This is a genomic window from Streptomyces canus (assembly GCF_001514145.1).
GTDB lineage: Bacteria > Actinomycetota > Actinomycetes > Streptomycetales > Streptomycetaceae > Streptomyces > Streptomyces canus.
Map to the genome: position 1 here is coordinate 542,523 of NZ_KQ948661.1, position 11,831 is coordinate 554,353.

Below are 11,831 nucleotides of genomic sequence, written 5' to 3' on the forward strand. Positions count from 1 at the left end.
CGGGCTTCGTCGTACGACCTCTGCCGTTGCCCTACGACGCGAGGGCGCCGCCCGATCACGGGCGCCGCTGCTACACGGCACCCGCTCCCGTGAGCGACCGCACCTCGGTCTCCGCGTGCTTGGCCTCGTCGGCGACCTCCGCCGAGGTGACCGTGCCGAGCCAGCCCGCGACGAAGCCCAGCGGGATGGAGACCAGACCGGGGTTCTGCAGCGGGAAGTACTGGAAGTCGACGCCGGGGAAGAGCGATTCGGGGCTGCCGGACACCACAGGCGACAGCAGCACCAGGGCGATGACGGGCAGGAGTCCGCCGTAGACGGACCAGACGGCACCCCGGGTGGTGAACCCGCGCCAGAACAGCGAGTAGAGCAGCACCGGCAGATTCGCGGACGCCGCGACGGCGAAGGCGAGGCCCACCAGGAAGGCGACGTTGAGGTCGCGGGCCAGCAGGCCGAGAGCGATAGCGATCACGCCGATCCCGACGGCGGCGGTCCTGGCCACGGCCACCTCGCTGTGCGGCTTGGCCCGCCGGCGCCGCAGTGAGGCGTACAGGTCATGGGCGACGGAGGCCGAGGAGGCGAGCGTGATACCCGCGACGACGGCGAGGATCGTGGCGAAGGCGACGGCGGCGACGACCGCGAACAGAACCGTTCCTCCCGTGGAGCCGGCGCCGCCACCCAGGTCCAGGGCCAGGAGGGGAACCGCGGTGTTCCCCGCGGCGTTCGATCCCCGTACCGCCTCGGGCCCCACGATCGCCGCGGCCCCGAACCCGAGGACGATCGTCATCAGGTAGAAGCCGCCGATGAGACCGATCGACCAGACCACCGAGCGCCGTGCGGCGCGTGCCGTGGGCACGGTGTAGAAGCGGGACAGGATGTGCGGCAGACCTGCCGTACCGAGCACGAGGGCGAGTCCCAGGCTGATGAAGTCGAGGCGGGCGGTCCAGTCCCCGCCGTACTTCAGACCGGGTGCCAGGAACGACTGACCGTGGCCGCTGCGCTCCGCCGCCGTGAGCAGGAGTTGGTCGAAGTCGCCGTGGAACCGCACCAGTACGAGCACGGTCAGCGCGATGGTCCCGCAGAGCAGCAGGACCGCCTTGACGATCTGGATCCAGGTGGTCGCCCGCATCCCTCCCAGGGACACGTAGATCACCATGAGCGCCCCGACAGCGATGACGGTCCAGGACTGGGCCGCCTCGCTGGTGCCCCCGAGCAGCAGTGCGACCAGGCTGCCCGCGCCCACCATCTGGGCCACCAGATACAGAACGGACACGGTGACCGAGGAAGTTCCCGCAGCGATCCGCACCGGCCGCTCGCTCATCCGCGCGGCGACCACGTCGGCGAGCGTGAATCGGCCGCAGTTGCGCACCAATTCGGCGACGAGGAACAGCACCACCAGCCAGGCCACGAGGAAGCCCACCGAGTAGAGCATCCCGTCGTACCCGAAGAGTGCGATGAGCCCGGAGATACCGAGGAAGGACGCGGCCGACATGTAGTCACCTGCGATGGCAAAACCATTCTCCATCGGCGAGAACAACCGCCCACCCGCGTAGAACTCCTCCGCCGAGCCGTGTCGGTGGCGGCTCACCCACGTCGTGATCCCCAGCGTGACCGCGACGAACGCGCTGAACAGCAGCAGCGCCAAGGTCTGGTGGTCCCCCGTCACGACGACGCACCGCCCCGTGCCGTGCGCGTCAGTTCCTGGGTGTCCCACCGCAGTTCGAGCGCGGCCCGGTCCCGGCGCAGCCTCGCATGCCGGGCGTAGGCCCAGGTGAGCAGGAAGGTGGTGAGGAACTGCCCGAGTCCCGCGAGCATCGCCACGTTCACCGCGCCGGCGACCGGCCGCGCCATGAGTCCCGGCGCGCTCGTCGCTGTCACGACATAGGCCACGTACCACGCGAAGAATCCGATCCCCGCCGGCACCACGAACCTCCGGTACCGGCTGCGCACTTCCTGGAACGCCGCGCTGCGCTGCACTTCGAGGTAGACGTCGGCCGCTGCGGCATCCCGGTCCTCGCGCTCCGCCCGTGCCGTCGCGACCGGGCCCGCGGCTGTACCGTCACCGCCCGTCTCGCCCCAGCCGGAGGCAAGCGCGTCATACCAGGGGTCGTCGTACCGCACACCGGCGGACGCCTCCGCGCGGGCCACATCGTGGCTGTCGTGGTTCTCGGCCGAACTCTCGGCATCCCCCCCGCTTCCGCGGGGACGAGCGTTGCTTGACTGCATGCCCAAGGATGGACAGAACGGGAAGATCCCTGACTCTTCTTCCCCGCGCTCTTCACCCCATCAGGTGACTCCTCCCGTCGGTGGCCGTACAAGCCCCTTCGCATAGGCGTAGCGCACCGCCTGCGCACGGTCCTTGATTCCCGTCTTGGCGAAGAGATTGTTGATGTGGGTCTTCACCGTGGCGGTGGAGACATGCAGTTTCCGGGCGATCTCCTGGTTGCTCAGCCCCTCCGCGATCAGCGCCAGCACTTCTGCCTCCCGGGCGGTGAGCCCGTCGGGCGCCTCCGCGGCCACCGGCTGGGGCGGCTCGGGGTCCGACAGCCGTTCCAGCAGCCGACGCTGGATGCTCGGCGACAGTCCGGCGTCCCCGGAGAGCACGCTCCGCACGGCCCGCACGATCTCGTCACCTCCTGCGTCCTTGGTGAGATAACCGCGCGCCCCCGCCTTGAGCGCGGGAAACAGCGACTCGTCGTCCGCGAAGGTCGTCAGCACCACGACCTGCGTCCCGGGGTGCTCGGCGCGGATCCTCCGGGTCGCCTCCACCCCGTCGCAGCGAGGCATGCGCAGGTCCATCAGCACCACGTCAGGGGCGAGTTCCGCGACAAGCTCCACCGCCTCCTCCCCGTCCCCGGCCGCGCCCACCACTTCGATCCCGGGCAGCAGGCCGAGCAGCATCACGATGCCTTCGCGCACCACGGTCTGGTCGTCAGCGACCACCACCCGCGCGGGCTTGGGCTCCGCCCCCTCCGTCATACCGGCACCTTCAACGTCACCACGAACCCTTCGTCGTCCGGCCCGGCGTCCAGCGAGCCGCCCAGCAGCTCGGCGCGCTCCCGCATCCCCAGCAGACCGTACCCGCCTCCGGTGGCGGTGAGTTCACCCGGCGAACCGCCCGAGTCCCGCACGACCAGCGTCACCCGGTCCTCGCCGTACTCCAGCCACACCTGGATCTTGGCCCCCGGTGCGTGCTTGCGGACATTGGTCAGGGCCTCCTGCGCGACCCTGCGCACGGCTTGCGACGCCTCGGCCGGCAACGGTCTGCGCTCACCCGAAATGGTGCTCTCGGCTCCGTCGACCGTCCCGACGAGCTGCTTCAGGAACTCCTCCAGGGGAGTCATGTCCCCCCGCAGAGCCGACAGCGCCTGCCGCGTCTCCGCGAGACCGCCGCGGGCCATGCCCCGGGCCGCCACCACCCTTTCGAGGATCTGGTCCCGGTCCGCTCCGCCCTCGATCAGCAGCCTGGCCGCCTCCAGGTGCACGAGCTGGGCCGAGAGACTGTGGGCCAGCACGTCGTGGATCTCCCGGGCGATACGGGCCCGCTCCGCGAGTGCCGCCGATTCCGCCTCGGCCGCCCGCGCGGCCCGCTCCTGGTTGAGCAGCCGCTGCGCGTTGCCGCGGGCCTCGGCGTCCAGCCGCAGGACGTAGCCGGCGAGGGCGAGCCCCGCCGTCGTGGCCAGGGTGGTCAGCCACACGTCGTCGTTGACGGCGGCGTAGAGGGCGAGGGCAATCACGGTCACGGGCAGGGCGGCGGCGATGGGCAGCCGTTCCAGAGCGGTGACGGCGCAGCCGCACCACAGGACGAGGGCGACGACCCTGAAGTCGGCGGCCTGGGCGACGACCGCGATCGCCAGGAGAATGCCGTAGAGCGCCAGGGAGGGCCAGAGCCGGTGCTCCAGGGTGGTGCGGAAGAGCGCCCAGGCGACGACTGCGGACAGGAGGATTCCCGCCACTGCGCCGAGCACGCCCCAGCCTCGTACATGACTGCTGTTGAAAGCGCCCCAGAGGAGCATGGCGCCCACCAGCGACCGCGTGACCCAGCCGAGCAGGCGCCGAGGACGCGTGGCCGCCTCACGCCCGAGCGCCTCCCGGGAGGGCCAGCGGGTCCAGGCGTTGTCCGTCACACGCGTTCCTTCCCCGTGGACCGGAACATGGGCTCACCGTACGCCGGGGCGGGTGCTCCGGTTGGGCGCAGGGAATGTGCTCGGCTGACGAGGGTCCCGGAGCGCACGAGCAAGGTGGCCGCCAGGGCGAGCAGCAGTGCGGAAGAGTCCTGGTGGACACCGAGCGCCGCGCCGAGCGCGAACAGTCCGGCGCGCAGCCCGATGCCGACGGCCCAGACGGCACCGCTCGCCTTGGTGCTCCTGCTCCACACCGCGCCGTCCGGCTCCGTCCATATCCGGCTCGTCCAGCCCCAGCCGGCCCCGATGGCGAGGCCGGTGAGCAGCTCGGCGGTGAGCAGGGCGACCGATGTCGTGCGGTGATGGGCATCCACCAGTTCAGGCTCGCGAAGTGCCACCACGGCGAGGACGGCGGGCAACAGCCACCAGCGCCGACCGGTGTCGATCCGGCTCGCCCGGAACTGCCGGGCGATCACCACGACCACCACGACCACGATCAGCAACGCGTCGACGAGCCCGGACATCACAGCCTCCGTGAGCGAGGAAGGGTCTGCCGACTGCGGACGCCGCCGACACCTTCGAAGCTACGGAAATCCGCAGGTCGGGAGATCGGAGCAGGGGTGGATCACGGGTGGATTCCCAGCCACCGGGACCGTCCACCCACGGGTGGAGAGGCCAGCCCACAGCCCCGAGCGCAACCCCGGAGCCCACCACCCGACCCGAGGATGCCGTGCCGGCAGCGTCAGCCGCCAACCTGAAGCGGCCAAGCTGCAGTCTCCGACGGCGGAACCCTTCCGCGAGGGTCGCCGATACCAACCGCGAAAGCCGCTGGGTGCAGCCGAGACCGGTTGCAAACCCGGCCCCGGCCTCGGCCCCCAGCCCAGCCACTACGCGTCGATACGCGACCGATCAAGCGTCGCCGCCGACCCGGAGATGAACTCCTTCCGCGGCGCCACGTCATTGCCCATCAGCAGATCGAAGACCTGCTCCGCGGCCTCCAGGTCGGCGAGGTTGATCCGGCGCAGAGTCCGGTGCCGCGGATCCATCGTCGTCTCGGCCAGTTGGTCGGCGTCCATCTCGCCCAGACCCTTGTACCGCTGGATGGAGTCCTTGTACCGGACCCCCTTGCTCTGGAACTCCAGCAGCTTCTCGCGCAGCTCACGGTCCGAGTACGTGTAGACGTACTTGTCCTGCCCCTTCTTCGGCTGGACGAGCTCGATGCGGTGCAGCGGCGGCACCGCGGCGAACACCCGGCCCGCCTCGACCATGGGCCGCATGTAGCGCTGGAACAGCGTCAGCAGCAGGCACCGGATGTGAGAGCCGTCGACGTCGGCGTCGGTCATCATGATGATCTTGCCGTAGCGGGCGGCGTCGATGTCGAAGGTGCGCCCGGAGCCCGCTCCTATGACCTGGATGATCGCACCGCACTCGACGTTCTTGAGCATGTCGGTGACGGACGACTTCTGGACGTTGAGGATCTTGCCGCGGATGGGAAGCAGGGCCTGGAACTCGGAGTTCCGGGCCAGCTTCGCGGTGCCGAGGGCGGAATCACCCTCGACGATGAAGAGTTCGCTGCGGTCGACGTCGTCGCTTCGGCAGTCGGCGAGCTTGGCGGGCAGCGAGGAGGACTCCAGGGCCGTCTTCCGGCGCTGCGCGTCCTTGTGCTGACGGGCCGCGATACGGGTGCGCGCGGCGGCGACCGCCTTCTCCATGACGACCCGGGCCTGGGCCGCGGCGTCCCGCTTCGTGGACGTCAGGAACGCCTTGAGCTCCTTGGAGATCACGGTGCTCACGATGCGGCGGGCAGCCGACGTGCCGAGGACCTCCTTGGTCTGGCCCTCGAACTGCGGCTCGGCGAGGCGGACGGTGACGACCGCCGTCAGGCCCTCGAGGGCGTCGTCCTTGACGATGTCGTCCTCGGCTACGCGCAGCAGCTTCTTGGCGCGCAGCACCTCGTTCATCGTCTTGGCGACGGCCTGTTCGAAGCCGGCGACATGGGTGCCGCCCTTGGGCGTGGCGATGATGTTGACGAACGACTTCAGGGTCGTGTCGTAGCCGGTCCCCCAACGCATCGCGACATCCACACCGAGCTCTCGGGTGACCTCGGTGGGCGTCATCTGACCGTGGTCGTCGAGGACCGGGACGGTCTCCTTGAACGTGCCCTGGCCGGAGAAGCGGAGGACGTCGTTGACCGGCTTGTCGGTGGCCAGGTACTCGCAGAACTCGCTGATGCCGCCGTCGAAGCGGAAGGACTCCTCGCCCTTGCTGCCGCCCTCGCCCAGGCCGTACTCGTCGCGGACGACGATGGTCAGGCCCGGCACCAGGAACGCGGTCTGACGAGCGCGCTGGTGGAGGTTCTCCAGGGAGAGCTTGGCGTCCTTGAGGAAGATCTGCCGGTCGGCCCAGTACCGCACGCGCGTGCCGGTCCGGGTCTTGGGGACCCTCTTGGTCTTGCGCAGGCCGCTCGCAGCCTCGAACTTGGCATCGGCGCCGTTCGCCGCGAAGGCACCCGGCACACCGCGCCGGAAGCTGATCGCGTGGGTCTGGCCACCACGGTCCACCTCGATGTCCAGCCGCGCGGACAGGGCGTTGACCACGGAGGCGCCCACGCCGTGCAGACCGCCGGAGGCGGCGTACGAGCCGCCGCCGAACTTGCCGCCGGCGTGCAGCTTGGTCATGACGACCTCTACACCGGACAGGCCGGTCTTGGGCTCGACGTCGACCGGGATGCCCCGGCCGTTGTCCCGGACCTCCACAGAGGCGTCGTCGTGGAGGATCACCTCGATGTGGTCGCAGTACCCGCCCAGGGCTTCGTCGACGGAGTTGTCGATGATCTCCCACAGACAGTGCATCAGGCCACGACTGTCGGTCGAGCCGATGTACATACCCGGGCGCTTGCGTACGGCCTCGAGCCCCTCGAGGACGAGCAGGTGCCGCGCGGTGTAGTTGGAACCGTCCCGGTCTGCTCCTGCCAGCAGAGCTGTGGACGGCACGGACGTTTCGGCGGTCACGCGGTTCGCTCCTCGCTGAATTTCAGTTGGGGCCCTTCTGGGTAAGGGCGCGGCATCGGTCGCCGCCATGAGGGTACCGAGGCCTGGTAGAGCCGTTGTAACGCCACCCTCGTGTGGAAACACAGAGTAGTCCAGGGTCGCATACCTGTTCGATCCCTCGATGGGGTGAAGTACATATCACGTTCCCTTACAGGCATGAACCATTTAGGCTCCGGGCACGTCCTCATGAACAACCGGCAACCCAGCCGGGGGGACCGACCTTGACCGACAGTGCGAAACCGTAAGACACACAGACACGCAATACGGCACATTCGCCGCCAAACCGGCAGCAGCCGGCCGCCCGGAAAATTTCTCTCTGGGTGAAGCCCCGAGCGGGAACGTTTTGGGGCTGGTTGGATGTTGACCCTGGTACGACAGCTCGTCGAGCTAGAGAAGAGGCGACGTGACTACTGTTCTGACCCCCGCGAGCCCGCTGACGGCCGCTGACCGCTGCGACCGCTGCGGCGCCCAGGCGTACGTGCGCGTCGTCCTGCTCAGCGGCGGAGAACTGCTCTTCTGCGCCCACCACGGTCGCAAGTTCGAGCCGGAACTCAAGAAGATCGCCGCTGAGATACAGGACGAGACGGAGCGACTCACGTCTGTTCCGGCATCCGTATCAGAAGAAGAGCGCTGACACTTCGCGTCCACGACGAGCCAGCTCCGGCACAGGCCGGCATGAGGGCGGCTGCCCCTGTTCCCAGGGGCAGCCGCCCTTGCTCATGGTTCTGCGGGGGCGCTCAACGCCCGCGAGGCATTGTCACGCGGTGCCGTGGCGTGCGTCGGCCGCGTTGTGACCGTCCCAGTCCAGCGTCCGCATGACTTCGGACACACGGGTATAGACACCGGGCTGACCCGCTCGCCCACAGCCGCTGCCCCAGGAGACCAGCCCGACCAGCTTGCCCCGGGCGACCAGCGGTCCCCCGCTGTCCCCCTGGCAGGCGTCACGACCACCCTGCTCCTCCCCGGCGCACAGCATGCTGTCGGCGAGGTAGGTACCGTCGCCACCACCCGGATAGGCCTCTCCACAGCGCGCGTCGGGCATCAGGTGCACGCGTGCCGCCCGCAGACGGCGGGCATAGTCACCCCCGCCCGTGACGTCGCCCCAGCCGTAGACCGTGGCACTGGTTCCCGGCTCGTACGCCGGGTCGCCGGCCGCCGACATGGCGATGGCCGCGTGCTGCGGCAGCGGCTCGGCGAGTGTGAGGACGGCGAAGTCGCCCGCGTTGCTCTGCGGGTCGTAGCCCGGGTTCACCCAGACCTCACGTATGGCGATCTCCACCCCCTGATCCGAGAGCAGATCCGTACGGCCCGCGATGACACGGAAGTCACTCACCTGCTCCGGCGGCGCGCCCAGGACGTCCTCGCCCATGCAGTGGGCCGCCGTGAGCACCGTGGTCGGGCCGACGGCGACACCACCGCAGAACTGCCCCGCGCGCGTACCTCCGAACCGGTCACGGCTGGACAGGGCGACCGTCCAGGGCGCCTTGGACACGTCGACCGGGAATCCCCCGACGACGATGCTGTCGGCGGCCACGGGGGCGGCCGACGCCAGTGGTATGGCCGCCGCCACGGCCGCCAGAATCAGCGGCCGGGCCAACGCCCGGGCAATGGGGTGACGCATGCATGCTCCTCACTCCGGGGTGGTGATCGGAAACCCAGAGTCATGCAGGGAGCCTGCGCGCGCAGCACGAAGACCCGGCCCCTGACGAGGGACCGGGCCTTGTGTGTCCTACGACTGCGACCTAGTCGAGGTAGTCGCGCAGTACCTGCGAACGCGACGGGTGACGCAACTTCGACATGGTCTTCGACTCGATCTGGCGGATGCGCTCGCGCGTGACGCCGTACACCTTGCCGATCTCGTCGAGGGTCTTCGGCTGACCGTCGGTGAGACCGAAGCGCATCGAGACGACGCCCGCCTCACGCTCGGACAGGGTGTCGAGGACCGAGTGCAGCTGCTCCTGGAGGAGCGTGAAGCTGACCGCGTCGGCCGGGACGACGGCTTCGGAGTCCTCGATGAGGTCACCGAACTCGCTGTCTCCGTCCTCGCCCAGCGGGGTGTGCAGCGAGATGGGCTCACGGCCGTACTTCTGGACCTCGATGACCTTCTCGGGGGTCATGTCGAGTTCCTTGGCCAGCTCCTCCGGGGTGGGCTCGCGGCCCAGGTCCTGGAGCATCTGGCGCTGCACGCGCGCGAGCTTGTTGATGACCTCGACCATGTGCACCGGGATACGGATGGTGCGGGCCTGGTCGGCCATCGCGCGGGTGATCGCCTGACGGATCCACCAGGTGGCGTACGTGGAGAACTTGTAGCCCTTGGTGTAGTCGAACTTCTCGACCGCGCGGATCAGACCGAGGTTGCCCTCCTGGATGAGGTCCAGGAACAGCATGCCGCGGCCGGTGTAGCGCTTGGCCAGGGAGACCACCAGTCGAAGGTTGGCCTCCAGGAGGTGGTTCTTGGCGCGGCGGCCGTCCTCGGCGATGATCTCCAGCTCGCGCTTGAGCTTCGGGGCGAGCTTGTCGGCGTTGGCCAGCTTGTCCTCGGCGAACAGACCGGCCTCGATGCGCTTGGCGAGCTCGACCTCCTGCTCGGCGTTGAGCAGCGGGACCTTGCCGATCTGCTTGAGGTAGTCCTTGACCGGGTCGGCGGTGGCACCGGCCACGGCGACCTGCTGGGCCGGAGCGTCGTCCTCGTCGTCGTCGGAGAGGACGAAGCCCTTGTTCTCGGCCCCCTCCTCTTCCTCTTCACCGGGCTTGATCTCTTCGAGGACCTCGTCCTCGGCGACCTCGGCGTCGTCCTTGCCGCCGGTCGTCTTCTTGGCCGCCGTCTTCTTGGCGACCGTCTTCTTCGCGACCGCCTTCTTCGCGGTCGTCGTCTTCTTGGCTGCGGCCTTCTTCACGGGCGCCTCGTCCTCGACGGAGGCTTCGGCGGCAGGCGCCGCCGGGGTGGCGGTGGCAGTGGCCTTCTTCGTGGCCACCGTCTTCGCCGCGACCGTCTTGGTGGCGGTGCGCTTGGCCGGACTCTTCGCTGCGACGCTCTTTCGGGTGCGCTTGGGCTCCGCGGCACTGACCATCAGCGTCACACCCTCTTCCTCGAGGATCTGGTTGAGGCTGCGCAGTACGTTCTTCCACTGAGTGGCCGGAATCTGGTCAGCTTCGAAGGCCCGACGCACGTCGTCGCCGGCGATCTGCCCCTCAGCCTTTCCCCGCTCAATGAGAGCCATGACAGAGACGGACTCGGCGATCTCCGGCGGGAGCGTACGGGATGTGCTGGCCGACACGAACAACCTCTCGGAACGTTGGAAAACGGCTTCCGGCCCCGTCCACGGCGGACAGGAGCCGACCACCGGCCTGGGAGTGGCCGACGGCGCGGGCGTGGGGCCGGGAAGATGCACAGCGCCTGAAACGGCGTCCGTATTCCCTCCGCGGCTGTCACCTCTTAGGTCATCGCGCTGTTCCCGAGAGCGTTACGCCCAATCCGCGTGGCCCGAGTCACACCCCGTAAGCAACCAAAAACGGTCAGACATGGACAGACAAGGTCACAGGTGAGTCCCGCCCAGCAGCGCCCGGGGTGCCGTCACCGCGCCGCGCCGGTCGGACCCCGCAGGATCCTGGGGAGACCTGCGGGGTCCGACGGAGACGGTTCGGCGGCCCAACGACGCCACTGGAGGGCGAGGACATCCTCGACCGCACTGCCCGCGGTGTGCGGTCAGTGCTCGCGCGGCGCGGGTACCACGCGCTCCACCTCGGGATGGACGGCGAGCAATTGACGCATCGCCGCTTCGGCTGCCGCACCGTCGCCCGCGGCGAGTGCGTCGGCGATTCGGCCGTGATGGGCGAGCGACGACTCGTTCGGCCGGTCACAGCCGGTGACCGGGCCGCCGGAGACCTGAAGGGCAGCGGAGACGATCCCGGAAAGATGCTCCAGCATGCGGTTGCCCGCGAGCTGGATGAGCAGGGAGTGGAACTCGGCGTCGGCACGGGAGAAGGTGAGCGCGTCACCCTGACTCATGGCGTGTCCCATGATCTCGACCATGTCGCCGAGGCGCTGCTGGACATCCGCACGGCCGTGGCCCGCGGCCAGGCGCGCTGCGAGCGGCTCGATCGTCCAGCGCAGTTCACTCAGCTCACGGCGCTGGTCGTCGCGCTGTGGCCCGAAGGCCCGCCACTCGATGATGTCAGGGTCCAGGAGGTTCCAGTCGCTGACGGGACGCACGCGCGTGCCGACGTTCGGGCGGGCGCTGACCAGGCCCTTGGCCTCCAGGACGCGGAGCGACTCACGGACGACGGTACGGGAGACCTCGAAACGCTGACCGATCTCCTCGGGGACCAGCGGCCGGTCGGCCCCCAGGTCACCGGAGACGATCATCTGGCCCAGCTGCTGGACGAGTTGGCCGTGCAGTCCGCGCCCGCGGCTGCCAGCGGCGCGTCGGCCCACGCGGCCCAGTTCCGGGTCCGAGCCGTCCCAGATGGAGGCTCCGACGCGGCCTGCGGCCGGGGCCTCGGCATAGGGGTAGCGGTCGAGTTCGCCCGGGCCGGCCAGACCGGAATCGGCGGAGCGGGCGGCGGTCATCATGGTGTGCGCAAGGGTACTCACGGATCCTTTGTCGGCGTCGCCTCCAACTCCCTTGAGGTCTTTGGTGAAAAGCACACGAAAGGGTGA

The 11,831-nt window shown here is 69.2% G+C and carries 10 protein-coding genes; 1 reads left to right on the plus strand and 9 read right to left on the minus strand.

The genetic code is table 11. From position 1 onward, the window contains the following. Nucleotides 1-70 precede the first annotated feature (70 nt). The 6 genes from AQJ46_RS22115 to AQJ46_RS22140 all read right to left on the minus strand — a co-directional run bounded on the left by AQJ46_RS22115 (nt 71) and on the right by AQJ46_RS22140 (nt 7,132). Entirely contained in the window at nt 71-1,663 is a 1,593-nt protein-coding gene (locus tag AQJ46_RS22115; protein WP_059207224.1) for a solute symporter family protein, read from the minus strand. Further along, nucleotides 1,660-2,223: a DUF485 domain-containing protein gene (locus AQJ46_RS22120; RefSeq protein ID WP_063803830.1), complete on the minus strand. Its 564-nt coding sequence runs from the start codon at nt 2,221-2,223 to the stop codon at nt 1,660-1,662. The genes AQJ46_RS22115 and AQJ46_RS22120 overlap by 4 nt, the downstream gene beginning before the upstream one ends. Before the next feature lie 60 nt (nt 2,224-2,283). Beyond that, nucleotides 2,284-2,976, minus strand: coding sequence for a response regulator transcription factor (locus AQJ46_RS22125; RefSeq protein ID WP_059207225.1), 693 nt, complete (start codon nt 2,974-2,976; stop codon nt 2,284-2,286). Continuing rightward, entirely contained in the window at nt 2,973-4,124 is a 1,152-nt protein-coding gene (locus AQJ46_RS22130) for a sensor histidine kinase (protein WP_059207226.1), read from the minus strand. Before AQJ46_RS22130 ends, AQJ46_RS22125 begins: the two co-directional genes overlap by 4 nt. After that, nucleotides 4,121-4,645 carry a DUF1453 family protein gene (locus AQJ46_RS22135; protein WP_059207227.1) on the minus strand — a complete coding sequence of 175 codons (525 nt, stop codon included), beginning with the start codon at nt 4,643-4,645 and terminating at the stop codon, nt 4,121-4,123. The genes AQJ46_RS22130 and AQJ46_RS22135 overlap by 4 nt, the downstream gene beginning before the upstream one ends. A gap of 363 nt (nt 4,646-5,008) precedes the next feature. Further along, nucleotides 5,009-7,132: a DNA gyrase/topoisomerase IV subunit B gene (locus AQJ46_RS22140; protein WP_057611312.1), complete on the minus strand. Its 2,124-nt coding sequence runs from the start codon at nt 7,130-7,132 to the stop codon at nt 5,009-5,011. Nucleotides 7,133-7,574: 442 nt separating this feature from the next. Here AQJ46_RS22140 and AQJ46_RS22145 point away from each other — a divergent pair, with 442 nt between their 5' ends. Then, nucleotides 7,575-7,805, plus strand: coding sequence for a DUF7455 domain-containing protein (locus AQJ46_RS22145; RefSeq protein ID WP_057611313.1), 231 nt, complete (start codon nt 7,575-7,577; stop codon nt 7,803-7,805). 123 nt (nt 7,806-7,928) lie between these two features. On the opposite strand, the gene AQJ46_RS22150 is transcribed toward AQJ46_RS22145, so the two are convergent. The 3 genes from AQJ46_RS22150 to AQJ46_RS22160 form a co-directional block, all read right to left on the minus strand. Beyond that, nucleotides 7,929-8,792: a serine protease gene (locus AQJ46_RS22150; RefSeq protein WP_059207228.1), complete on the minus strand. Its 864-nt coding sequence runs from the start codon at nt 8,790-8,792 to the stop codon at nt 7,929-7,931. 121 nt (nt 8,793-8,913) lie between these two features. After that, nucleotides 8,914-10,449: an RNA polymerase sigma factor gene (locus AQJ46_RS22155; RefSeq protein ID WP_059207331.1), complete on the minus strand. Its 1,536-nt coding sequence runs from the start codon at nt 10,447-10,449 to the stop codon at nt 8,914-8,916. A gap of 428 nt (nt 10,450-10,877) precedes the next feature. Beyond that, nucleotides 10,878-11,765: a FadR/GntR family transcriptional regulator gene (locus tag AQJ46_RS22160; protein WP_079072383.1), complete on the minus strand. Its 888-nt coding sequence runs from the start codon at nt 11,763-11,765 to the stop codon at nt 10,878-10,880. Nucleotides 11,766-11,831: the final 66 nt, after the last annotated feature.

What these genes read in the sequence shown, in the direction of transcription:
- AQJ46_RS22150 (WP_059207228.1), bottom strand. Translation starts at nt 8,792, where the DNA reads ATGCGTCACCCCATTGCCCGGGCGTTGGCCCGGCCGCTGATTCTGGCG.
- AQJ46_RS22135 (WP_059207227.1), bottom strand. Translation starts at nt 4,645, where the DNA reads ATGTCCGGGCTCGTCGACGCGTTGCTGATCGTGGTCGTGGTGGTCGTG.
- AQJ46_RS22125 (WP_059207225.1), bottom strand. Translation starts at nt 2,976, where the DNA reads ATGACGGAGGGGGCGGAGCCCAAGCCCGCGCGGGTGGTGGTCGCTGAC.
- AQJ46_RS22120 (WP_063803830.1), bottom strand. Translation starts at nt 2,223, where the DNA reads ATGCAGTCAAGCAACGCTCGTCCCCGCGGAAGCGGGGGGGATGCCGAG.